The 25,024-nt window shown below is 43.2% G+C and carries 22 protein-coding genes; 19 read left to right on the plus strand and 3 right to left on the minus strand.

What is annotated here, in order from left to right; translation table 11 throughout:
- Positions 1 to 23: 23 nt before the first annotated feature.
- The 12 genes from paaB to paaY all read left to right on the plus strand — a co-directional run bounded on the left by paaB (position 24) and on the right by paaY (position 10,565).
- The gene (gene paaB, locus M1F25_RS20965) at positions 24 to 311 is read left to right on the plus strand and encodes a 1,2-phenylacetyl-CoA epoxidase subunit PaaB (protein WP_004262911.1); all 288 of its coding nucleotides are present in this window, start codon (positions 24 to 26) and stop codon (positions 309 to 311) included.
- Positions 312 to 321: 10 nt separating this feature from the next.
- A complete protein-coding gene (gene paaC / locus M1F25_RS20970; RefSeq protein WP_094960838.1) occupies positions 322 to 1,080 on the plus strand; it encodes a 1,2-phenylacetyl-CoA epoxidase subunit PaaC in 759 nt (252 codons plus the stop codon).
- A gap of 4 nt (positions 1,081 to 1,084) precedes the next feature.
- Entirely contained in the window at positions 1,085 to 1,594 is a 510-nt protein-coding gene (gene paaD / locus M1F25_RS20975; RefSeq protein ID WP_094960839.1) for a 1,2-phenylacetyl-CoA epoxidase subunit PaaD, read from the plus strand.
- Positions 1,595 to 1,604: 10 nt separating this feature from the next.
- Entirely contained in the window at positions 1,605 to 2,663 is a 1,059-nt protein-coding gene (gene paaE / locus M1F25_RS20980; protein WP_181488905.1) for a 1,2-phenylacetyl-CoA epoxidase subunit PaaE, read from the plus strand.
- 8 nt (positions 2,664 to 2,671) lie between these two features.
- Positions 2,672 to 3,445 carry a 2,3-dehydroadipyl-CoA hydratase PaaF gene (paaF, locus tag M1F25_RS20985; RefSeq protein WP_094960841.1) on the plus strand — a complete coding sequence of 258 codons (774 nt, stop codon included), beginning with the start codon at positions 2,672 to 2,674 and terminating at the stop codon, positions 3,443 to 3,445.
- Positions 3,446 to 3,447: 2 nt separating this feature from the next.
- Positions 3,448 to 4,242 (plus strand): 2-(1,2-epoxy-1,2-dihydrophenyl)acetyl-CoA isomerase PaaG, encoded by a 795-nt coding sequence (gene paaG, locus M1F25_RS20990; protein WP_094960842.1) that lies wholly within the window; start codon positions 3,448 to 3,450, stop codon positions 4,240 to 4,242.
- Positions 4,243 to 4,244: 2 nt separating this feature from the next.
- Positions 4,245 to 5,795 carry a 3-hydroxyacyl-CoA dehydrogenase gene (locus M1F25_RS20995; RefSeq protein WP_181488907.1) on the plus strand — a complete coding sequence of 517 codons (1,551 nt, stop codon included), beginning with the start codon at positions 4,245 to 4,247 and terminating at the stop codon, positions 5,793 to 5,795.
- The gene (gene paaI, locus M1F25_RS21000) at positions 5,792 to 6,232 is read left to right on the plus strand and encodes a hydroxyphenylacetyl-CoA thioesterase PaaI (RefSeq protein WP_004262926.1); all 441 of its coding nucleotides are present in this window, start codon (positions 5,792 to 5,794) and stop codon (positions 6,230 to 6,232) included. The genes M1F25_RS20995 and paaI overlap by 4 nt, the downstream gene beginning before the upstream one ends.
- Positions 6,229 to 7,431 (plus strand): 3-oxoadipyl-CoA thiolase, encoded by a 1,203-nt coding sequence (gene pcaF, locus M1F25_RS21005; protein ID WP_144138698.1) that lies wholly within the window; start codon positions 6,229 to 6,231, stop codon positions 7,429 to 7,431. Before paaI ends, pcaF begins: the two co-directional genes overlap by 4 nt.
- 118 nt (positions 7,432 to 7,549) lie before the next feature.
- Positions 7,550 to 8,860 (plus strand): phenylacetate--CoA ligase PaaK, encoded by a 1,311-nt coding sequence (gene paaK / locus M1F25_RS21010; protein WP_094960845.1) that lies wholly within the window; start codon positions 7,550 to 7,552, stop codon positions 8,858 to 8,860.
- A 151-nt stretch (positions 8,861 to 9,011) separates the two neighbouring features.
- On the plus strand, positions 9,012 to 9,950 hold the full coding sequence (gene paaX / locus M1F25_RS21015) for a phenylacetic acid degradation operon negative regulatory protein PaaX (protein WP_004262932.1): 939 nt from the start codon (positions 9,012 to 9,014) through the stop codon (positions 9,948 to 9,950).
- Between the two features lie 21 nt (positions 9,951 to 9,971).
- On the plus strand, positions 9,972 to 10,565 hold the full coding sequence (gene paaY / locus M1F25_RS21020; RefSeq protein WP_004262936.1) for a phenylacetic acid degradation protein PaaY: 594 nt from the start codon (positions 9,972 to 9,974) through the stop codon (positions 10,563 to 10,565).
- A gap of 37 nt (positions 10,566 to 10,602) precedes the next feature.
- On the opposite strand, the gene M1F25_RS21025 is transcribed toward paaY, so the two are convergent.
- Together M1F25_RS21025 and emrA are read right to left on the minus strand one after the other, a co-directional pair.
- The gene (locus tag M1F25_RS21025) at positions 10,603 to 12,126 is read right to left on the minus strand and encodes a DHA2 family efflux MFS transporter permease subunit (protein ID WP_172766741.1); all 1,524 of its coding nucleotides are present in this window, start codon (positions 12,124 to 12,126) and stop codon (positions 10,603 to 10,605) included.
- 16 nt (positions 12,127 to 12,142) lie between these two features.
- A complete protein-coding gene (gene emrA / locus M1F25_RS21030; RefSeq protein WP_004262941.1) occupies positions 12,143 to 13,315 on the minus strand; it encodes a multidrug efflux MFS transporter periplasmic adaptor subunit EmrA in 1,173 nt (390 codons plus the stop codon).
- Between the two features lie 848 nt (positions 13,316 to 14,163).
- Here emrA and M1F25_RS21035 point away from each other — a divergent pair.
- Together M1F25_RS21035 and M1F25_RS21040 are read left to right on the plus strand one after the other, a co-directional pair.
- On the plus strand, positions 14,164 to 16,212 hold the full coding sequence (locus M1F25_RS21035) for a TonB-dependent receptor domain-containing protein (RefSeq protein ID WP_094960847.1): 2,049 nt from the start codon (positions 14,164 to 14,166) through the stop codon (positions 16,210 to 16,212).
- Between the two features lie 61 nt (positions 16,213 to 16,273).
- Entirely contained in the window at positions 16,274 to 17,131 is an 858-nt protein-coding gene (locus M1F25_RS21040; protein ID WP_181488909.1) for an alpha/beta hydrolase, read from the plus strand.
- Positions 17,132 to 17,133: 2 nt separating this feature from the next.
- Here M1F25_RS21040 and M1F25_RS21045 read toward each other — a convergent pair whose 3' ends face one another.
- Complete coding sequence (locus M1F25_RS21045; RefSeq protein WP_096863520.1) at positions 17,134 to 18,066, minus strand: LysR substrate-binding domain-containing protein; 933 nt, start codon at positions 18,064 to 18,066, stop codon at positions 17,134 to 17,136.
- Positions 18,067 to 18,667: 601 nt separating this feature from the next.
- Between M1F25_RS21045 and M1F25_RS21050 the strand changes: the two genes are divergently transcribed.
- The 5 genes from M1F25_RS21050 (at position 18,668) to M1F25_RS21070 (ending at position 24,994) form a co-directional block, all read left to right on the plus strand.
- Complete coding sequence (locus M1F25_RS21050; RefSeq protein WP_181488911.1) at positions 18,668 to 19,273, plus strand: ankyrin repeat domain-containing protein; 606 nt, start codon at positions 18,668 to 18,670, stop codon at positions 19,271 to 19,273.
- 35 nt (positions 19,274 to 19,308) lie between these two features.
- Positions 19,309 to 20,232, plus strand: a complete 924-nt coding sequence (locus M1F25_RS21055) for a DUF2877 domain-containing protein (protein WP_112307991.1) — start codon at positions 19,309 to 19,311, stop codon at positions 20,230 to 20,232.
- Positions 20,222 to 21,772, plus strand: a complete 1,551-nt coding sequence (fdrA, locus tag M1F25_RS21060) for an acyl-CoA synthetase FdrA (protein ID WP_004262956.1) — start codon at positions 20,222 to 20,224, stop codon at positions 21,770 to 21,772. The genes M1F25_RS21055 and fdrA overlap by 11 nt, the downstream gene beginning before the upstream one ends.
- Positions 21,772 to 23,187 (plus strand): DUF1116 domain-containing protein, encoded by a 1,416-nt coding sequence (locus tag M1F25_RS21065; RefSeq protein ID WP_164454829.1) that lies wholly within the window; start codon positions 21,772 to 21,774, stop codon positions 23,185 to 23,187. Before fdrA ends, M1F25_RS21065 begins: the two co-directional genes overlap by 1 nt.
- Before the next feature lie 244 nt (positions 23,188 to 23,431).
- The gene (locus tag M1F25_RS21070; RefSeq protein WP_004262962.1) at positions 23,432 to 24,994 is read left to right on the plus strand and encodes a hypothetical protein; all 1,563 of its coding nucleotides are present in this window, start codon (positions 23,432 to 23,434) and stop codon (positions 24,992 to 24,994) included.
- Positions 24,995 to 25,024: the final 30 nt, after the last annotated feature.

Consider the following 25,024-nt stretch of genomic DNA (forward strand, 5'->3'; position numbering starts at 1 on the left):
CATTTTACAAAAAGGAAAACACCATGAGCAATCAAGATTGGCCTTTATATGAAGTTTTTGTCCGTAGTAAGCAAGGGCTTGCGCATCGTCATGTCGGCAGTTTACATGCGGCTGATGACCAAATGGCACTGGAGAATGCCCGCGATGCATATACAAGGCGTAGCGAAGGCTGCTCAATTTGGGTGGTGAAGGCCGCACATTTAATTGCCTCACAGCCCGAAGATAAAAGCACCTTCTTCGACCCTGCGGATACCAAAGTCTATCGTCACCCAACCTTCTATACCATCCCTGATGGTATCAAAAACATGTAAGGAGCTTGCCATGAACCAACAAGAACAGCTCCACCATTACACATTACGACTTGGCGATACCCCCTTAATTTTAGCGCAGCGCCTGTGCGAATGGTGCGGCCATGCTCCTGAGCTCGAAATTGACCTTGCGTTATCCAATATCGGCTTAGATTTGCTAGGGCAAGCGCGTAACTTTTTGAACTATGCCGCGCAATTAAAAGGAACTGAGTGCGATGAAGACACCCTTGCTTTTTTGCGCGATGAACGAGAATTCAGCAATTTATTACTGGTTGAACAACCCAACAATGGCTTTGATGACACTTTAGTGCGCCAATTTTTTATGGATGCTTATCATGTTCCATTATATGAAGCGCTAATTCATAGCCGTGATGAACAACTGTCTGCCATTGCTGAGAAATCCCTCAAAGAAGCCGTTTATCACTTGCGTTTTAGCCGTGGTTGGATGATCCGTTTAGGGGATGGCAGTGAAGAAAGTCATCAACGAATCCAACGTTCAGTCAATGAGTTATGGCGTTTTACTGGCGAACTTTTCCATGCTGATGACGTTGAAATCGCACTTAGCGAATTAGGCATCGCCGTTGACCCACGTTCTTTACAAGCCGCATGGTTAAACACCATTAACGAAACATTCACTGAAGCGACCCTCACTGTGCCGGAGAAAAAAGCGTATCGCTTAGGCGGCAAGCAAGGCAGCCATACTGAACATTTGGGCTTGTTATTAACACAATTGCAGTTTGTGCAACGCGCTTACCCGAACTGCCAGTGGTGATGCTATGGAACAGAGACTGCAACATTGCGAACTTCAATCGCCCCAGGTTCACCAGATCTGGCAACAGCTCCACCAAATACCCGATCCTGAACTACCCGCACTCTCTATTACTGATCTTGGCATGATCCGCAATGTGCTACCTGCGGCTCAGGGTTGGAAAGTTATTTTTACACCTACCTATTCAGGTTGCCCAGCAACTGAATTTTTACTCAATGAAATTAAAACTGTTCTAGGTAATGCGGGTTTTTCAAATATCGATATCGAAATTCTGTTAACCCCTGCGTGGACAACAGATTGGATGAACCAAGATGCAAAAAGACGCTTGCGTGAATTCGGTATCGCACCACCACAAGGTACGTCCTGCGAGCACCCAGAACACAAAGGTGCGGTTCGTTGCCCACGTTGTGACAGCGAGCAGACCGAAAAAATTAGTGAATTTGGTTCCACTGCATGCAAGGCATTGTATCGATGCACTGAATGCTTAGAACCGTTTGATTACTTTAAATGTATTTAGGGGCACCTATATGACTGTATTTCATCGTTTAAGTATTGCTGCCATTGAGCGTGACACCCCTGATGCTGTCGCTATTACTTTTAACGTACCCGATGCATTACGAGAGCAATATCATTACCGCCCGGGGCAACACCTCACATTAAAAACCTCTATTAATGGTGAAAACCTACGTCGCTGTTATTCCATTTGCAGCTCACCGGATGAAAACACGCTAAAAATTGGGGTGAAAGCCATTTACGAGGGGCGTTTCTCTAATTTCGTTAACCAAGAGCTACAAGTTGGCGATAGCCTTGATGTGATGGTTCCGCAAGGGCAATTTGGCTATCAGCCAGAAGCAGATAACCACGCACACTACCTTGCCGTCGCTGCTGGCTCTGGGATCACACCATTGCTCTCCATTATTAAAGCCACATTACAAACTGAACCCAAAAGCAGTTTTGTGTTGATTTATGGTAATCGAAATAGCCGCTCAGTGATGTTTAAAGAAAGCATCGCAGACCTAAAAAACCGTTTTGCAACACGTTTCCAAGTTCTCTACCTATTCAGCCAAGAACAGCAAGATAGCGAACTACTCAGCGGCAGGATTAGCCAACAACAGCTCAGCGCCTTAAATAACACCTTATTAAATTTTAAACAATTTGATCGGGCGTTTATTTGTGGGCCCGACAGCATGATGGATGAGGTACATGACACGCTAGTCGGCTATGGCATGCCAAAGGAATATGTTCACACCGAGCGTTTCAATACTTCAGGCGCTAAATTCAAACCCACAACAGCTATGACTAGCGAAACACGTCAAGTCAGTATTCACCTTGATGGCAGAACGATGGATATCGCCATGGATAGCCAAGACGACAGTATTTTGGATGCCGCACTGCGCCAAGGTGCGGATTTGCCCTACGCCTGTAAAGGGGGCGTTTGCGCAACCTGCAAATGTAAATTGCGCTCTGGTGAAGTGGAAATGGGGGTCAATTACAGCCTCGAACCCGACCAAATCGCTGCGGGGTACATTCTTAGCTGCCAAGCGTGGCCAAAAGGCGATGGTGTTGTTTTAGACTTTGACGTGTAGGAGCTGTAATGGAAAACCACTGGATTTTGTCACAACAACATAACCGCGTTTTGACACTCACGTTAAACCGACCTGAAGTGCGTAATGCCCTGAACACCGCCTGCTTAGAGTTGCTCGTTCAGCACCTCGAACAAGCACAAATAAATGATGAGGTCGGTGCGATTGTAATCACCGGAAATCCGCGTTTTTTCGCAGCCGGTGCCGACCTTAAAGAACTACAGCAACAAACCGTTGCGAATGCGATCACCGATAAACGCCCACAAGTTTGGCGCAGGTTATCCATGATATCAAAACCTATTATTAGTGCTGCAAATGGTTATGCACTAGGGGCAGGTTTTGAATTATTACTCGCCAGCGACATCATCATTGCCGGTGAGTCCGCTCGCTTCGGCTTACCCGAAATTACTCTGGGTTTAATGCCAGGCGCGGGAGGAACGCAGCGTTTAATCCGCGCGGTGGGCAAATCCCTCGCCATGCAAATGGTACTAACAGGTGAGCCAATCAGTGCAAAACACGCGTTGCAAGCAGGGTTAATCAGTGAGATTTGTGTGGATGAATTGGTGTTAGAACGCGCCCAAAAACTGGCAGAGCGCATCGCGATGCATGCGCCTTTAGCGGTACAAGCCGCGAAAGCATCACTGGTGCATTCTCAAGAAAACCACCTTACTGAGGGGTTACAGCTTGAGCGCCAATATTTTGTGACTTTAGCGGGTACCAACGATCGACGTGAAGGGATCGAGGCATTCTTCGAAAAACGAAAACCCCAGTTTACAGGACAATAATCATGACCAATGAAGCAATGATCCTCACTACTTTAGAAAATGGGGTTCTCACCGTCACTCTCAACCGCCCCGATAGGCTGAATAGTTTTAACGATGAAATGCATCGTCAGCTCAGTGAAGCAATCAAAATAGCAGAACGCGATGAAACCGTACGCTGTTTAGTGATCACTGGCGCAGGCCGTGGATTTTGTGCCGGACAAGATCTGAATGATCGCAATGTGAGCGTGGGTAGTGAAGTTCCTGATCTCGGTTTCTCTGTTGAAACTTATTATAACCCCTTGATCCGTCGCCTAACCGCATTACCAAAACCAATTATTTGTGCGGTCAATGGTGTTGCAGCGGGTGCAGGAGCCGCCATTGCACTCGCTGGTGATATTGTCATTGCCGCAAAAAATGCCAGTTTTATTCAATCTTTTTGCCGCCTTGGCTTGGTTCCTGACTCAGGGGGGAGTTGGTTTTTACCTCAATTAGTCGGCCATGCACGGGCAATGGGGATGGCATTATTAGGCGATAAAATAAGTGCGGAGAAAGCATTACAGTGGGGAATGATTTGGCAAGTCACTGAAAATGAAGAACTCATTAATACCACTCAACAGCTTGCGCAACACCTTGCTACCCAACCCACTTATGGCTTAGGGCTTATCAAAAAGGCCATTTATGCCGCAGCAACTAATACTCTTGATGAGCAACTCAACCTTGAGCGCGACTTACAGCGCCTTGGCGGGAGAAGTGAAGATTATCGCGAAGGAGTTAGTGCTTTTTTAAATAAACGTGAACCCCAGTTTAAAGGAAGATAATCATGACCTTACCTTTGAATTTAGCCATCAATACCGTCGCCGTTATTGGCGCAGGCACTATGGGTATTGGTATTGCGCAAGTTGCCGCGAGCGCGGGTTTACGTGTCTTGTTGTTTGATGTTAACCAAGAGGTTTTACGTCGCTCCCTTACCGAAATGACTCAACGGCTCAATAAGCGCGTGGAGCAAGGAAAAGCCCAAGCTGTAGCAACAAAAGAACTGCTTAACTGCATTAGCGTTGCGCAAAGTTTACCTGAGCTCTCAGAAGCACAATTGGTAATAGAAGCTGTTGCTGAAAAACTTGAGGTAAAGCAAACCATTTTCATTGAACTTGAAGGCATTTGTAACGAAAAAACCATTTTTGCTAGTAATACTTCATCGTTATCAATTACCGCAATCGGTAGACAATTAACTCATCCAGAGCGTCTTGCAGGGTTACACTTTTTTAATCCTGCTCCCGTGATGAAATTGGTTGAAGTGATCCGCGGGCTAGAAACATCAGATACGGTGATAAAACAGCTAAAAGAATTGACGCTATCATTTGGAAAAGTGCCAGTGATTTGCCGTTCCACCCCTGGTTTTATTGTCAACCGTGTGGCTCGGCCTTTCTACGCAGAAACAATGCGTGCCCTTGAAGAACAAATTGCGTCCCCTGCCACATTAGACAGCGCCATACGTGACGCCGGTGGTTTCGCTATGGGGCCATTACAACTAACAGATTTAATTGGTCATGATGTGAACTATGCGGTGACTGAATCGGTATTTCAGGCCTTTGGGTATGACCCACGCTTTCAAACCTCATTAATGCAATTGGAATTAGTCCAAGCGGGTCATTTAGGCCGTAAATCGAAGCAAGGATTTTATCATTATGATGATAATAAACCCCAGCCTTTACCTTTAGTCGCAGAAAAAATTCACCTTGACCAGCCTCTAAACATAAAAGCTCATGGCGATTGGCAGATATTTCCTGAGTTTGCGCAGCTTTTAACTGAAAATGGGATCTCTCTCGAAGGATTAACACAACATTCCGAACAATTCCCAACACTTATTGTTAATGACGTTATTATTATGTTAACGAATGGTGAATTGGCGTCATCACATGCGCAAATACAAAAACAAGCGGTCGTACATTTTGATTTGTCAGCAAATTACCTTACAGCAAAAGCCATCACGATAAGCTGTGCAGCACAAAATAATACGCAGCAAAACCAACAAGCAATCGCATTTTTTCAATCATTAGGCAAACACGTGATTGTATTACCAGACTACCCTGCGCTGTTAACCATGAGAACGGTCGCGATGTTGTGCAATGAGGCATTAGATATCGTCAATAAGGGAATAGCAACTGCGTTAGATACCGATAATGCCATGTGTTTTGGTGTGAATTACCCCAAAGGCCCACTCGCTTGGGGGATACAACTTGGCTGGCAACGCGTGCTGTCCGTACTTGAAAATTTAGCACAGTTTTATGGCGACAGCCGTTATCGGCCAAACCCACTTTTAAGGCAATTAGCAGCCGGTTATCAATCTTTATCTTTCAAGGAGCAACCATGATTTCACTGCCAAACGATACACTGGCCCAGCAATCAGCTCACATTATGTACCGTGATGATGCATGTGCAAAAGCTATGGGTATGTCCATTGAAAAAGTCGAAGAAGGCTTTGCGCAATTGAAGATGCCTATCACAGCACAAATGCTTAACGGCCATAAAACCTGCCACGGCGGGCAATTATTTAGCCTTGCCGACACTGCATTTGCCTACGCCTGTAATAGCCAAGGGCATGCCGCTGTTGCCTCAATGTGTTCCATTGATTTTATTCGTCCCGGTTTTGAAGGTGACTTACTGACTGCCACTGCCACGATGAAACACCAAGGCAAACGTAACGGCTTATATGAAGTCGAGATAACTAACCAAGATGGCAAAACACTCGCTCTATTTCACGGTCGCTCTCATCGGTTAGGCCATCGTTTAACAGGAGAACAATCATGATAGATGCGTTTATTTGTGATGGTGTCCGCACCCCAATTGGCCGTTACGGTGGCGCTTTATCACCATTACGTCCTGATGACCTTGCCACAGTGCCATTAAAAGCCTTAATGGAAAGGCACCCGCAACTCGATTGGTCATTAGCTGACGACATCATTTTAGGTTGCGCAAACCAAGCAGGAGAAGACAACCGTAATGTAGCTCGCATGGCAGGACTGTTATCCGGGCTCCCTGTTTCAGTTTCTGGTACCACCATTAACCGCCTATGTGGTTCTGGGCTAGATGCCATTGCATTAGCGGCAAGAAGTATCAAATCTGGTGAGTCCGGGCTCATGATTGCCGGGGGCGTCGAGTCCATGAGCCGAGCGCCGTTTGTCATGGGCAAACAAGAATCTGCATTCTCACGCCAAGCGCAAGTATTTGATACCACTATTGGCTGGCGCTTTATCAACCCGCTGATGGAACAACAGTTTTCCACAGATTCGATGCCAGAAACTGCGGAAAATGTGGCTGAAACCTACCAAATTAGCCGTGAAGACCAAGATGCTTTTGCATTACGCAGCCAACAGCGTACTGAAACTGCCAAAGTTAACGGTATTTTTGCGCAAGAAATCATCCCTGTCACGGTTAAACAACGTAAAAATACATACGTCGTCAGTGAAGACGAGCATCCAAGAGCAGAAACGACATTTGAACAATTACAAAAACTAAAAACCCCGTTTCGCGATAACGGGACTGTAACGGCAGGTAATGCTTCTGGTGTTAATGATGGAGCTGCCGCACTGATTATCGCATCCGACACTATTGCCAAGCAGCAAGGGCTAACACCACGGGCTCGTATCATCGCTACAGCCACTTGCGGCGTTGAGCCAAGATTGATGGGGATCGGTCCACTTCCTGCCTCGCAAAAAGTATTAAAAATGGCAGGGCTCACCATCGAACAAATGGATGTTATTGAACTAAACGAAGCCTTTGCCGCACAAGCACTCGCCGTTTTAAGGGGGCTTGGTTTACCTGATGATGCCTCACACGTTAACCCTAACGGGGGAGCCATTTCGCTAGGCCATCCACTTGGAATGAGTGGAGCAAGGCTTGTTATTGCTGCGATTAATGAACTTCATCGGAAACAAGGTCGTTATGCGCTCTGCACTATGTGTATTGGTGTTGGGCAAGGCATAGCAATGATTATTGAACGAGTCTGAACAACGTCTTAATACAAATAAAAGCAGCCTGAAAACCCGACACCTGCTCAGGCAAATACCAGAAACGTCATTTATTCACGTGAACTGGTGACCATAATAATTATGAGGACAGGCAATTATGAGCAATATACAAGATAGCATCGACCCAATTGAATTTGCATCGCGGGATGAGATCGAGTCTTTACAGTACTCTAGAATGAAGTGGACACTCACTCACGCCTATGAAAACGTCCCCATGTATCGTAAAAAATTCGATGATGCGGGTGTACACCCTGACGATTTCAAACAACTGAGTGATATCGAAAAATTCCCTTACACGACCAAACAGGATTTACGTGAAAACTACCCATTTAGCACCTTTGCCGTGCCAATGGACCAAATCATCCGTATTCACGCCTCTTCGGGAACGACTGGCCGCCCAACGGTGGTGGGTTACACCCAACGAGATATCGATAACTGGGCTGACCTGATCGCACGTAGTTTACGTTCAGCAGGCACTGTCCGAGGCGATAAAGTCCATGTTGCTTACGGCTATGGTTTATTCACCGGAGGCCTAGGTGCCCACTATGGTGCGGAGCGCCTAGGAGCCGCAGTTATTCCTATGTCTGGTGGGCAAACTGAAAAACAAGCGCAACTAATCGCGGATTTCAAACCCGATGTGATCATGGTAACTCCATCGTACTGCTTAAGTATTATTGATGAACTTGAGAAAATCATGGGCGGAGATGCTAGTAAGTGCTCACTTAGATTAGGTGTCTTTGGCGCTGAACCTTGGACAGAATCTCTCAGAACAGAAATTGAAACCCGCCTTGGTATCAAAGCGTTAGACATTTACGGTTTATCTGAAGTCATGGGGCCTGGTGTCGCTATGGAGTGTGCAGACTCAGGAGAGAGTGGCCCAACTATCTGGGAAGACCATTTTTATCCCGAAATTATTTCCCCCAATACCTTAAAAACCTTGGGGGCGGGTGAACATGGTGAGTTAGTGTTTACTACCCTGACAAAGGAAGCTATGCCTGTGATTCGTTACCGAACTCGCGACCTCACCCACCTTATGCAGGGGGTCAATCGTAATATGCGTCGAATTGGTAAAATCACCGGTCGTTCAGATGACATGATGATTATTCGCGGCGTGAATGTGTTCCCTTCTCAGATTGAAGAACAAATTATGCAGTTTAAGGAGCTTTCTCCCCACTATCAGTTAGAGATTGGTCGCCAAGGCAATATGGACAACTTATCTGTCCGTGTTGAGCTCAAACACCCTGAACAACTCACTTATGATGAACGCTGTAATATCTGCCACCATTTAAAGCACCGAATCAAATCCATGGTTGGCATTAGCACCCGTATTAGTATTGTCAATTGCGGCGATATCCCTCGTTCTCAAGGCAAAGCCGAACGAGTAATTGATACTAGAATTGCGATTTAATTCAAATTATTAAGGCATATTGAGATGAACTACTCTGATATGCCTTAATCTCTGAGAAAGTGTTCAAAACAGGTAATGGAAGACAACCTTTAAATTTATGTCTACTATTCAGTAAGCCTTCTGATACATAAATTTTATAGATGAAATATAAATGGAAAATAAACTTAGCCAATTCATACAACATGCAATAGCAAGCCAGCCCATTAGTGGTACGTCTCTCATTAGCTCACTCTATGGTGATGCTTTGCACCATCGTGGTGGTGAAGTGTGGCTAGGAAGCTTAACTAAGCTGTTAGAACCGATGGGCTTTACTGACCGCTTTGTTCGAACCTCCGTTTTCCGTTTACAAAAAGAAGGTTGGCTCGATGTAGAAAAAATCGGCCGTCGCAGCTATTACCGCATTTCTGAGCGTGGGCAAAGTCGGTTTCGCCGAGCAGAAAATAAAATTTACCTCGCAGGGCAGCCTGATTGGGATGGAAAGTGGGATTTACTACTCCTCGAAGCGGCTGATAAAGACGAAAAAATTAGGCTAAAAAAGGAACTGAGTTGGCTCGGTTTCGGGCAATTTAATACGTCACTCATGGCGGCACCAAGCTGTGCGCAAAGTGATGTACCGACACTACTTAATGAGCTCAATGCCACGGAAAATGCCATTTATTTTCATGCCGATTACCCCTATAGCCGCTCAGAAAAAAACCTCAAAGAACTGGTTTCACACGCTTGGTCTTTGCAAGAAATTTCAGAGCATTACCATCAGTTTATTTCCTTATTTAGGCCACTTGCACTACTCCTTAAAGAAAATACTGACGCACAGATTTCCCCTGAACACTGTTTTCAGCTACGTTTGTTACTGATCCACTTCTACCGCCGTGTCACGCTTAAAGATCCGTTATTACCTGATGAACTCCTTCCTACACAATGGGAAGGCCATATTGCTCGCCATCTTTGCACCAATATTTATCAACGCATTGATCAAGCGGCAACCCAATATGTTTCTGAACAGTGCGAAACGACGGTTGGCGAACTACCTCAGCCATCCAGCGCTTATTATCGCCGCTTTGGTGGAGTACTCAGAGATATAGCCGCCTAAATACACATTACAGGAGCCTGTATGCCTTTTTATCAAATCGATGGTATTACGCCCGTCGTAAGCCCTGAAAGTTTTGTGCACCCTACTGCTGTGGTGATTGGTGATGTTATTATTGGCAAAAATGTCTATATTGGCCCAAACGCCAGCTTACGTGGGGACTTTGGTCGCTTGATCATTAAAGATGGTGCCAATGTGCAAGATAATTGTGTCATGCACGGTTTCCCGCAATATGAAACGATCGTCGAGGAAAATGGGCACATTGGTCATGGGGCAATTTTGCATGGCTGCCATATCAAACGTAATGCGCTAGTCGGAATGAATAGTGTAATTATGGATGGAGCCGTAATTGGCGAAAATTCCATAGTGGGCGCATGCGCATTCGTCAAAGCTGAAGCTATCTTTCCAGAAAATAGTTTAATTGTCGGCACTCCAGCCAAAGTCTTGCGCGCTTTATCAGACAAAGAAATTGCGTGGAAAACCAGCGGAACTAAAGATTATCAAAACTTAGTCACACGCTGCTTAAACACCTTTAAAGAAGTCGAACCACTCAAAGAAATCGAAACGAACCGACCCACTCTAAGTTTCGAGAATGTGATCCCTAAATCCCAGTTATAAGCTAGATGGGGCTAAAATACGTAGCCCCATCCATTAATTATTTCGCATTACTGCCAAATGGTGGCTTAGCAAACCAAACGGTAATAATCAGCGCAATAAATACCCAACCGCATAACCAGAAAATCTCATTTGCAGCAATAATTAACCCTTGGCTAGTAATTTGCTGGGCAATAAAACCGGAAGTCTGTTCGGTACTCAGCCCATGAGCGGCCATTTCTTGATACATCCCTAAAGATTCAGGATTGTAATCGGTAATAAATTCCGTTAATTGGCTATGATGCACGGCTTCTCTATCACTCCACAGCGTTGTGGTAATGGAAGTCCCTATTGAACCCGCTAAGGTACGGAAGAAGTTAGCTAAACTCGACGCGGAAGCGAGTTTTTCCGGCGGTAAACCTGAAAGTGTCAATGTAGTCAGTGGCATAAAGAAACAAGCCACTGCCATCCCTTGTACCAATTGCGGCCAAACCACAGCAGAAAAGCCCATACTCGGTTCAAAAGTATATGCACGCCAGAAGAAGCAAATTGCATAGAATACAAAGCTAAAGGTCACTATCCAGCGAATATCGAGAAAATCGGATAGTTTTGCCACTGGAGCCGAGAACAACACAGGCAATAAGCCAATAGGTGCCAATGCGAGCCCTGCCCATGTTGCCGTATAGCCATAAACTTCCTGTAAAAGTTGCGGCAACAAGACAATAGCACCGAAATAGGCCATATATGCCAAGCTGACAGAAATCGTTCCGATGGTAAAATTGCGCGATTTAAATAACGATAATTCGACAATTGGGTTTTTATCTGTGAGTTCCCAAATAACGAGGAATACCAACGCAATCGCTGAAACAACGGCTAAGATAACAATTTCATTAGACGCCAACCATCCCAGTTCCTTACCTTTGTCGAGCAGAACTTGTAAGCAGCCAACTCCCACAGAAAGTAGTGCCAAACCAATCACATTGAATGGCACTTTCACGACCTTCGACTCCATCCCTTTTAAGATAATTGAGCCGACAATAATGACGAAAATGCCTAAAGGCACATTCATAAAGAATATCCAGCCCCAATGGAAATTATCACTAATATAACCACCAAAAATAGGACCGAATACTGGGGCTAAAATAATCGTCATCGACCAAAATGCTAACGCCATATTTTGCATTTTTGGCGGATAGCAACGCATGATAAGACTTTGCGAAAGCGGGATCACTGGCCCGGCGACGGCCCCTTGCAATACGCGGTATAAAATCAGCATACCAAGGCTATCGGAAAACCCACAAAGTAATGAAAATAATGTGAAAAGTGCCGTTGCCCATAAGAAAACACGGATTTCACCAAAACGCTTCGCTAAGTAACCAGAAATGGCAATTGAAATCGCATTCGATACGCCAAAAGAGGTAATCACCCATGTCCCTTGAGACATAGAAACCCCAAGGTCACCGGCAATAGTCGGGATAGCCACGTTAGCAATCGTGGAATCAAGCACCTGCATGAAGGTCGCAAGGGACAACGCAATGGTTGCCCATACCAGTTTTGCACCCTTAAGTGGTTGAATATCTGCCACAACGGCTCCTTTCAAGCTAGTCTGCGTTATCGCTGATAATGGTGTCGATGATGTGGTCGACATCACTTAAGTTTAAGACCAACACATCACTTTCAAATGCTGGTGCTGTACGCTGGACTTCCGCTAAAACAGGGCCATTCTGGTCTTTAATATCTATGGTGACATTCATGGATAACCCAATGCGTAATGGGTGCTTCGCCACCTGCTCAGGGTCTAATTCAACGCGTACAGGCAAGCGCTGTACGACTTTAATCCAGTTCCCTGTCGCGTTTTGGGCAGGTAATAATGAGAAAGCACTGCCGGTTCCCATATCAAGCCCGACAACGGTACCGTTATAAACGATATCATCTCCGTAAAAATCACTGTTAATCGTCACGGGTTGCCCAATACGGACTTTTTCCAGTTGGGTTTCTTTGAAGTTTGCATCTACCCAAACAGGCTGGACAGGCACAATGGCCATTAAAGAGCTCTGTGGGCTGACTTGAGAACCAACTTGAACATTACGCCGTGAAACATACCCCGTCATCGGGCTTTTAATTTCAGTACGTTGTAAGTTTATCCACGCACTGCGTACGCTATCAGCCGCTTGCTGAATTGCTGGTTGTTTTTTGAGCTCTGTATTACGCAACAATGCACGGTTGGCATTGTATTGTTGAATAGAAATATCCAGAGCTGCCTGAGCAAGTTGTACCGCTTCTTGGGAGTGCTGTAGGTCTTCCTTCGAAATGGTACCGCTGCGGCCTAAAGCCACACGACGTTGATAATCTTTTTGAGCTTGCGCAAGTGTCACCCGGTTTTTTTGAATTTGCGCTTGATATTCATCACCATTGATATAGAGCTCTTTGGTTTTGCGCACGGTTGTTGCTAAATCATGTTTGGCTTGTTCGAATGCTAAGCGGGCGTTAGTTTTATCTAATACAACGAGTACATCACCCGCCTTTACCAAGTCGGTGTTTTCAAAGTTAACTTGAGTAACATTACCCGTTGTTTGCGCAACTATCGGGATTTGCAAGCCAGATACATAGGCATCATCGGTATATTCTTGAAAGCGTAAAACTAAAAACCAATAAGCACCGTAGGCTACAAATAATAGAATGATAATTATTGTGGCTATCACCATCCATATTGTTCTGCGTTTTTCATTCGTCGTTTTTTGATTATGTGTTTCTGAATGGGTATCTTGACTCATAATAACTCTCAAGTTCTGAAATCAATATTAATTCTTCCTATATATTTACGAACTATATGTAATAAAGCAATAGCTAATAATTTACAATCAAATTAATCCCAACAAAAAACCATTAATTCATTGATATAAAACAACTAATTAAAAGCAAATCAAATCAAGCATTAAATTGATGTTTATTATCAATTTAATCAAAATCATTCTTAATTAGATTGAAAGTGAAAATTAAAAATATATTAAATAATATTTACTCGTAATAAAAATCAATCATTCAATTATCGACATTCTTTTTTAGATGTGAAGCCCCTATTTATTAGGCTATATTTATGATTTCTTAACTTGGAGTTTTCATTTTTGATCACGGGCTGCCGCTTGCTTTTTAATACCACTGATTGTCTCGATTTTCATTTTTGTCCTCATCAATACAACATTAATAAACTCAATACGGTGCTTAATAGAGTAACGAAGTACGCTAGTATTGCTGGCCTATCGGCCGGCTTTTATCTCTTTACCAGTACTTAATATTATTCATTAGGTTAACGAGGTTATCCCCAAGGATACGGGCTAATTTTGAATGTATGTTTCATATAACTCAAATTTTTTTAGTGAACGTTGGCGCTAGAGTAGATTTACACACCGATAAACACCATAAACCAAAGTTAAGCCTTAATTTTTCGTCACGCTTGGTAAAAACGGTAAAAGGGGGGAAAACACCTTAGGTGAAAATTCTTAGCTGAGATCAAATATTGCTCATAAATTAGCTAGCTCATTATTTATTTTTGATATGTTTTAGTGATAATATTCGCAAACAATATAATTATCATTCTCATTTATATTTACTAGGGATAACTATGACTTTGCAATATCACTACACCCTTATTGCCGCCGGTGTTTGTGCGGCTTTATCTTCATTTAGCGCTACAGCAGCAGACAATAAAACAGATACCATGGTCGTCAGTGCGTCAGGCTTCTCGCAACAACTGCGTGATGCTCCTGCTAGTGTGACCGTGATCAGTGCAGACCAATTACAAAATAAACCTGTCCGTGACCTCGCCGATGCCGTTAAAGACGTGGAAGGGGTGAGTATCGTTGGGGCCGCCAACAAACAAGATATTAATATCCGTGGCTTACCCGGCGAATACACGTTGATATTGGTCGATGGGCGTCGTCAAAATAGCCGTGAATCACGTCCAAATGGCAGTGGTGGTTTTGAAGCGGGCTTTATGCCACCTGTCGAAGCGATTGAACGCATCGAAGTGATCCGTGGACCTATGTCCTCCCTGTATGGTTCTGATGCGATGGGTGGTGTTATCAATATCATCACCAAAAAAGTGACCAATGAATGGCACGGTAGTGTGACAACCGGCGCAATTATCCAAGAAAACAGTGATAGCGGTAATTCAACCGACGGTAACTTCTACCTATCAGGCCCATTAATTCAAGATAAACTCGGCCTGCAATTGTATGGTGGTGGGGATTACCGTCAGGAAGATAAGATAATTGGAGGGCATAATAAAAAAGATAATAAGAGCCTAACCGCAAAACTGACGTTTACCCCAATGGATAATCAAACTTTTTTATTAGAAGCGGGTAGAACCACTCAAGAAAGGGGAGATACTCCAGGTAAATCTATCGATGAATATGCCAACCGTGCTGGTGCGCAGAAAAACCCAAAATCAGAGATACATAATAACCGTAACCATGCCGCATTGACTTATAAAGGTGAATGGAACAATTTCAATACAGAATTTAGTGTTTATCAAGAACAAACCAAACGACATACTAAATCACAAGAATTGAATGAAAAAACAGGAAAATGGGAAGGAGGCTATGAAGTTCGTGTCCCTGAAATTACCAATACAGTTGTAGATGGTAAAGTAGTCGCGTTTTTACCCGACAACATCTTAACCGTTGGTGGCCAATATCAATACTCAAAGCTCAAAGATAGCTCACTGGTTTCAAAAGAAAAGTTTGAAAATTACAGTATGAGCGTTGAGCAATCGGCACTGTTTGTGGAAAATGAATTTACTGCAACAGATGATCTGATCTTAACCGGTGGCCTACGTTTAGATCACCACGAAACCTATGGAAACCATTGGAACCCAAGGGGTTATGCGGTTTATTATCTGACAGATGAAATCACCATTAAAGGGGGCGTTTCTTCTGCTTTTCGCGCACCAACATTGCGTGAAATTAGTAAAGGTTATGGCACCTCTACCCAAGGTGGTAAAGGTGTTATTTATGGTAATCCAGACCTAAAACCGGAAAAGAGCGTTAGTGAAGAAATCAGTATTGCTTATAACCATGAGTCTGGCTTTAATGCAAGCTTAACCTTCTTTAATACTGATTTTAAAAATAAATTAACGAGCTATGCGACTGGTAAAGAAGAAACTAGCACTGGTCTGTTTATCTACCAATATGACAATGTTGGTAAAGCCAATATTAAAGGAGTCGAGGTTGCAACGGGTATACCTCTCGCACAAGATTGGAACCTTAACTTAAACTACACTTATACTGATTCCGAACGTAAAAGTGATGATGAGAAACTAAGAAATGGGACCTCATTGAAAGGATACCCATTAGATAAAACACCAAAACACATCGCTAATGCAAAATTAGATTGGAACTTCAATGAAGACCTGACTCTGTATACCCGCGCTCACTATGAAGGTAAGCAAATTTGGGCTGCGCAGAGGAATAGTCATTCTGGTGCTCGCTACCGTAGTGGTTATACCACTATGGATGTCGGTGCAACCTATCAATTATTGAAAAATACCAAACTCAACTTTGCGGTATTAAATATTGGTAATGAGAAAGGGCCTAAGATTGATGAGAAAGGCGGTAACTGGGATGTTGAAGACGGACGCCGTTATTGGGCGAACGTTAACGTTAGTTTCTAATTAACTCTGAGGGTATGCCTGTTTCAGGTATACCCTCAAAACCTTTAAATAGACTCAATAAATGAATAAAATCATATTAAGTGGCATATTACTGTGTATGACCAGTTCCGCATTTTCCCGCCCAAGCCAAACCATTCCACCCTTGGATAAAACTGTCAGCCAATTTTACGATATCCAACAAACGGATATGACCTACGGTGACCGTGCGCTGCGCATTTACAGTGCGGTACCCTATAATGTCACCGCACAACGCCCTGTCCTGTATATGCTTGATGGCAATGGCTTATATCCTAAAGTCGTTAATCGCGCTGTTGAAAAGCTAGCCGTAGATAAACTACCGATTATTATTGGAATTGGCTACCCCATCGACGAAGCCTTTCCAAAAGCATGGCGAACTTACGACTATACCCCACCCGTTGCCGGTGAAGATTTTAAACAAGGGGGAGGCTCCCCTGCGCTATACCAATATTTAACTGACACAGTCCGCCCATGGGCAGAACAACGGTTTCCTATTGATAAAAGCAAGCAAACCCTATTTGGCCATTCATTTGGCGGATTATTTACCTTGATGGCATACCAACAACAGCCGGATGATTTCCAGTTTTATGTTTCTGCCAGCCCGTCATTATGGTGGGGCAAAGGAAGTATGGTGGATTTAGCAAAATTGACAGCTAAACAGGCCAGTTCCCCCCTGTTTGTGACTTTAGGTGGTTTAGAAGAGAGCCCTGATTTATCCAAACTCAGCACCGAACAGGTGAAAAATTACCAAATGCGCAAAAGTTGGATTAGCACACGCCAAGTTTGCACTGAAATTGCAAACCACCAAAGGCACTGTGAATTTACCTTGTTCGACGGCAAAAACCACGGTTCAGTGATCCCTGACGCCATCGATAAAGCCCTTGATGTCGCTAGCCAATAATACTAATTGATGGGTTTTAGGAGGTCGCTGTAGAGGTCTGCTAAAACCCCCTTTTCACCAAATTCTTTGCGTATCCACTGCGTCACAAGCCCAGTAGCCGAATGTTGTGTGGCTAATAGCATATGGGAGTCTTGTCGTGGGTTCTGAATTTGTTTTGTTACCAACAGGCCATGTTTAACATGTTCTTTGATCATATAATCGGGTAAAAAGCCAATCCCTTCACCGAGTATCTGACACTGGCATTTAGTATTAAAATCAGGAACTTGAATTGCCTCTTGCCCATGTAGTAGCCAACCCACCCGCTTATTAATGGTATGCGCGGTATCCTCTACCATAATATTTGGATAAAGACGCAACTGGCTCTCAGCGATAGGCTCTGGCATCAGTGCCAAAGGGTGAGTTGCTGCAATAGCAAATTGCCAGTGAATCGCACCAATTTCAGTGTAGTCAATTCCACCGCCATCCATCAAAGTACCCGGAGCGCCAATCGCAATATCCGCATGGTTATTAATAATGGCATCCCAAACCCCATTGTACACTTCTGTTGTCACTGTAATGTGGCAGGTAGCAAACTGTTTTTTTAATATTTGCAATAACCTAGCGGTATGATACGGCGTATATAATAACTGATTAATACAAATACGTACCCGCGCTTCAATACCTTGCTCAATAGAATAAATACTTTTTTGAATGGAATGGAAATTATTAAGCAAGTCGGTTGCTTTGCGATAAAAATAATAACCGGCTTCGGTGAGTTCAATATTACGGGTATTACGAATAAATAACGCCACATCTAAATAGGTTTCGATACGTTTGATGGTATAACTCACCGCGGAGGTGGTCACGCCTAACTCTTCTGCTGCTTTACTAAAACTCGCAAACTTCGCCGCTGTTGTGTAAGTCAGTAAGTTTTCTTCCGTAAAAATTGAGTTCATACCCACCGCCAAAAATGTTTAAAATTTAGACAAATCATGTTTTTATGTGAATAAAATTCAATAACGTAAAAATCAGATTATTTTTCGAGCACATTTTTATAGCTTAACAGAATTATTAACAACTGGAATAGATTAAATTTGATATGCATTTTCGCCAAGTAAAAACCACACCTTTAAAGTAACTATTAATATTCGAAATACCTAATATTATTGAATTAAATAGGCAAACCAAGTATTAACATTCGACACGATTGCGATCAATAAAATTACAAATTTAACAAATTAAAAACTTTCAATTTGATGTCTATCACAGAACTGAGTAAATCATGATTTTCGATTTTAATTAACAAAGAAAATCACACAATTCGGGTCAAAAAATGGCCATAAACTATCAAATAACGATTAAAAATAATGCTCACACGCACAAAAAAGCCGGATTGTTGAATTTAATTCAATAATCAAACGCCTCATTGATGAATTAAATTTAAACGGATTCTTTTTATTAATGACAATTGCTATGCTCTAATCATTATATATTCGAAGTCACTTTTAAATTGTCTTTATCTATGTTGGTAATAAAAACCAACCTAAGGGGAAAATGATGACCGCTAGTACTCTCGCTCACGATTTTTTAACCGCAGCTGAACAAGGACAATTAGAAATATTAAAACGTTGTCTTGAAAAAGGTGTGGATATTAATACCACCAACCGTCAAGGCCGTACAGCTATCGTCAATGCCAGCCTGAATAAACATTATGAATGTATTTCTTTTCTGATTAATGCAGGGGCGGATATTAATAAACAAGACCAAACGTGTTTTAACCCTTTCTTATTAAGTTGTCTTAATAATGACCTCACTTTATTGCGTATTGTCTTGCCTGCAAAACCAAATTTAGATTTATTGACCCGTTTTGGTGGTGTGGGAATTACACCTGCTAGTGAAAAAGGCCATGTGGAAATCGTTCGTGAATTACTTGAAAAAACCGATATTAATGTCAATCACACCAACTTTGTAGGTTGGACACCACTATTAGAAGCTATCGTACTCAACGACGGTGGCGAAAAACAGCAGCAAATCGTTAAATTGCTATTAGACTATGGCGCAAACCCTCACATGACTGATAAATATGGTAAAAAACCATTAGAGCTAGCACGTGAAAAAGGCTATAACGAGATTGCTGAGTTACTGATTGCAGCTGGAGCCTAGCGAAATCATAGACTTTAAATAGGATAAGGAGGCATGTGAACGCATCCATATCTCATCGGCAAAGGTTATACGGGCTAACGGCTGATACACATTTTCTCAATCTGTTGAATCAGCCACAACCCCAAGGAATGGTAGAACAAGTATTTAATAAAGCCATTAACTTTTCTATTGATAATGTACTTTATACTTTGCTTTGTTCTCAATTAGATAATGCACCAAATAGTTGCCGATTAATCAATAAAGACTTTTCTCTTTTCGATATTAAAGAAGGAGAGACTATTAATTTATCAAATAAAGAAATATTGATTGGTAGTCATTATTTAATATCATTTTCTTTATGTAAAGAATGGCGGCAACCAGTTATCAACTTTAGTGATAACGAACTGAAGAAATCAAATTATTTATTATATATCGAAGAACAAATAAGTAATTTGGATTTAATCTTAACTGAAAATAAAAATTCTCTATTTAAATATCAGGGAGATAACTTTTTTTATCTCTCTATGACAGAGCAATTGGTTCAATTACGCTCTGAATTGATTGAGTCAATAATTAAGAAAAATAAAGAAAATATTATTTATGTGATCCACCAGTTTGTTGGATTAGGTATCGGGCTAACACCTTCAGGAGATGATTACTTAGTTGGGTTAATGGCATTTTTATTATTAACCGGTCACCCGGCTGCCACTTTTTACCCTGAGTTTTATCAAGGAATAACCCAAAGCTTAAGCCAGACGACACCTATCAGTGCCATCACATTAGAAAAAGCATTAAACCGAGAATATCGCGAAAATATGCAGCAATTAATTCAATCATTAGTTGATGCGAAAGAAACAAATATTTATCCACAATTTTTAGAGATTTTAAATATCGGGTCGAGTTCTGGCAGCGACATGCTATTTGGCTTGCGAGATGCCCTGTATATCACCCATTATTTCGGAGAAAACTATGTCGACTAAAGTTGTCATAAAAAAGAATACCTATTTTGATTCCGTATCACTGATGTCTATTTCGACAAAAGCCAATCAACTCGACAATGTTGAGCAAGCGTTCGTCGCAATGGCAACAGAGATGAACAAAGGTGTTTTACGTAATTTAGGTTTACTAACACCTGAATTAGAAGAGGCTAAAAATGGCGATTTAATGATTGTCATTAAAGGCCCAAGTGATGAAGCTAACGAAGCCACATTAATTGCTATCGAAGATTTATTTAATAAGAAAAATCAAGGCGGCGGGCAGCATGAAGCCAAATACGCCACCATTAATTCAGCGAAAACACATATCCCAGATGCCAACCTTGCCGTCATTTCAGTAAATGGTCAGTTTGCTGCCCGTGAAGCACGCATTGCGTTAGAAAATGACCTCAATGTCATGCTATTTTCCGATAACGTCTCCATTGAAGATGAACTCGCACTTAAACAGCTGGCTAGCAAAAAAGGCTTACTGATGATGGGCCCTGACTGCGGAACTGCCATTATCAACGGAACCGCGCTGTGCTTTGGTAATAGCGTTCGCCGTGGCAGCATTGGCATCATCGGTGCATCCGGTACGGGTAGTCAAGAACTTAGCGTCCGCATACACGAATTTGGCGCAGGGGTTTCCCAATTAATTGGTACTGGTGGTCGCGATTTAAGCGAGAAAATTGGCGGTATCATGATGATTGACGCCCTGAAAATGCTCGATGCCGATGATGAAACTCAAGTTATCGCATTGATCTCTAAGCCACCAGCTCCTAACGTTGCGAAAAAAGTGTTAGAACAAGCGGAAAAATGCCACAAACCGGTTGTTGTGTGTTTCTTAGGTAGCCAACCACTACCAGAAGACAAACCGGGTCTAACCTTTGCTCAGGGCACCAAAGAAGCCGCACTGAAAGCCGTTCTATTAACCGGTATTCGCAAAGAAGATTTAGATTTACACCCTCTTAATTTACCACTTATTGACGAAGTCAGAGCAAAGCTGAAACCTGAGCAGAAATATATTCGTGGCTTATTCTGTGGTGGAACGCTATGTGATGAAGCCATGTTTGCCGCCTTGGAAAAATACGATGATGTTTACAGCAATATTCAGCCAAACCCTGACTATCGCTTAAAAGACCTCAACAAAAGTATTGCGCACACTTTCCTCGACTTTGGTGATGACGACTTTACCAACGGTAAACCGCACCCAATGATCGACCCAACTAACCGCATTGAACGCTTATTACAAGAGGCTCGAGACCCTGAAGTTGGCGTGATTATGATGGACTTCGTTTTGGGCTTTGGTTCTCACGAAGACCCAGTAGGCGTGATGATCGACGCGATTAAAGAAGCGAAGAATATTGCCAAACAAGATGGGCGTGAATTAGAAATTTTAGGCTATGTGCTGGGTACTGACCAAGACACACCGTCGATGGATGCTCAGGTCAAAATGCTAACAGATGCCGGCGTTATCTGGGCAAGTAGCAGCACCAATACCGGTTTATTAGGGCGTGAGTTTGTATGGAAAGGGGAGAAAGCATAATGACTTCATTATTTAAGCAGCCATTAAATGTCATCAATGTTGGCATCGAAATGTTCAGTGATGACCTAAAAAAACAACATGTTCCGGTCACACATTTAAATTGGACTCCTCCCGGACAAGGCAACGTTGCGGTTATTCGCGCCCTCGACCAAATTGAAGGTAATACCGCACTACAAGAAAAAATTGCGGCCGCCAATGCTCAAGCGCTTGAGCGCATTATTCAATCTCAACCAGTGTTAATCGGTTACGACCAAGCGATTAATGTGGTTCCAGGCATGACCAAAAATACTATCCTACACGCAGGCCCACCGGTTGCTTGGAAAGATATGTGTGGCGCGATGAAAGGTGCGGTGACGGGAGCGCTGGTTTTCGAAGGATTAGCGAAAGATTTAGCCGATGCAGAACGCGTTGCGGCCTCGGGGGACATCATTTTCTCCCCTTGCCATGAACACGATTGTGTAGGTTCGATGGCAGGTGTCACTTCAGCATCGATGTTTATGCATATCGTTGAGAATAAAACCTATGGCAACCGTGCATTCACTAACCTCAGTGAGCAAATGGCAAAAATCCTGCGCATGGGTGCCAACGACCAAAGTGTAATAGACCGTTTAAATTGGATGCGTGATGTATTAGGCCCAATGCTGCGCGACGCAATGAAAATCGTTGGTGAAATCGACCTGCGTTTGATGCTTGCTCAAGCACTGCATATGGGCGATGAGTGCCATAACCGTAACAATGCAGGGACAACCTTACTGATTCAAGCGCTTACAACAGGGATCATTCAAACTGATTTCTCTGTCGCCCAGCAAAAAGAAGTATTTGATTTTGTTGCAAGCAGCGATTACTTCTCCGGCCCAACGTGGATGGCGATGTGTAAAGCATCAATGGATGCGGCTCACGGTATCGAATACAGCACTGTTGTCACGACCATGGCGCGTAATGGCTATGAATTTGGTTTACGCATTAGTGGACTACCAGGTCAATGGTTCACAGGGCCTTCTCAGCAAGTTATCGGCCCAATGTTTGCAGGCTACAAACCTGAAGACTCTGGTTTAGATATCGGTGACTCCGCAATCACAGAAACCTACGGTATTGGCGGTTTTGCTATGGCAACAGCGCCAGCTATTGTGGCACTCGTTGGCGGTACGGTAGAAGAAGCGGTCGATTTCTCTCGCCAAATGCGTGAAATCACCTTAGGTGAAAACCCGAATGTCACTATTCCATTATTGGGCTTTATGGGTATCCCTACAGCTATTGATATTACGAAGGTTTCAGCCAGTGGTATTTTACCTGTTATCAACACAGCCATTGCCCATAAAGATGCGGGCATCGGTATGATTGGGGCAGGTATTGTTCACCCACCGTTTGATTGCTTTGAAAAAGCCATGTTGGCCTACGCACAGAAATATGCTTAGTTTTCAATCATAAAAAAGACGCCCAACTCCGGTTGGGCAATAAAAATAAAACGTGAACCCTGATTAATTTTATTTGAAAAACAGTGCTGTAACTCAAAATGTAGGGGTATACCCTAAATAATTTGAATTGCAGCTAGGCGGCAAGTAAATGAGTCCCTAGGAGCATACACAAGTATGTGACTAGGGTGAATGAACGCAGCCAACAACGCTGCGGTTCAAAGTATGACGGGTATGGGAGTATTTTATGAATATACTAAATATCAAATGGAAACGTGGGGATTTGGCCGCCTACTTCGGCTTAATGACCAATAACCTAACCAACCTACTCACCATGATGGGTCTCTTGATTTTCGTTGTCGGAATCCCATCAGAAATTGTTTACGGCCGTATCGCACCAGCCTTTGGTTTCGCTGTTTTACTTGCCAGCGTGAGCTATGCTTACTTTGGCCAGCAAATGATAAAGCAAACTGGACGCAATGATGTCACCGCTTTACCATCAGGGCCGAGTGCGCCTTCTATCTTTACGGTGACGTTCTTAGTCATCATGCCTGTCTACCAAACAACACAGAATGCTGAATTTGCGATCCAAATTGCGCTGGTTTGGTGTTTTGTCGAATCAATGATCCTCGTCGGTGGTTCTTTCTTAGGTGAAACCATCCGTAAGATGATCCCACGCACCGTACTGTTATCCTGTTTGTCCGGTTTAGGATTACTGTTACTAGCGATGAACCCGATGCTGCAAGCGTTTGAAGCACCAACGGTTTCATTCATTGTGCTGTTATTAATTTTCATTAACTGGTTTGGTAAAAAACCGATTTTTGCTCGCATCCCAACTGGCTTATTGCTGCTAATTGCCGGTACGGTATTGGCATGGGTTTCTGGCTTGCAAAGTGCGGAAGCAATCAAAGACTCAATGGCGTCATTTGGTTTCAACCCGCCGGGCATCCATATTGATAGCTTCTTCCAAGGCCTGCCACACGCTCTGCCTTACTTAGCGTCTGCGGTACCACTTGGCTTAGCAAACTATATCTTCGACCTTGAAAATATTGAAAGTGCGCATGCTGCAGGTGATGAATATAATACTCGTAAGGTCATGTTAGCTAACGGTTTATCGTCTACAGTTGGCTGTTTTATGGGTAACCCATTCCCTGTCACTGTTTACGTCGGCCATGCGGGTTGGAAAGCCATGGGCGCTAGCGTAGGTTATACCCTAGCATCCGGTATCACTATGTTTATCGTCCCATTATTCGGTATCGGTGCCTTTATGTTAGCTATCATTCCAATGACCGCTATCGTGCCAATACTGGTGTTTATCGGTGTCGTCACCGCCAACCAAGTTGTGCGAGAAACGCCAAAAATTGAAGTTCCCGTTATCTTTATCTGTCTATTCCCATGGATTGCTAACTGGGCATTGACGATGGTTAATAGTGTCATGGGCGCGGCGGGCACCTCTGCGAGTGCAATTGGTGTTGAAACCTTGCTACACAAAGGTGTTTATTACCAAGGTCTAGTTCATTTAGGTAACGGTGCGCCGTTAGCCAGTATGTTATGGGGCTGTATTGCTATCTTTGCTATCCTCAATCAACCACTGCGTGGAGCCATTGCTGCTGCAGCGGGAGCAATATTAGTATTCTTCGGAATTATTCACTCCCCAGCGGTCGGAATTGCTACTGGTTCAACCTTGATGTTTGTTTACGCATACCTCATGATGGCAGCTTTATTTGTACTCAAACACTTTTTAGATAGCCGGAAATCGGTGGAAGAACAACAAGCTGAAAAATCTGAGAAACTCAGTAAGTCAGTGTAACTAAGCCAACCTTTTATAGTAGGTGTGCGC

This window comes from Providencia sp. PROV109, assembly GCF_033681625.1.
Classification (GTDB): domain Bacteria; phylum Pseudomonadota; class Gammaproteobacteria; order Enterobacterales; family Enterobacteriaceae; genus Providencia; species Providencia hangzhouensis.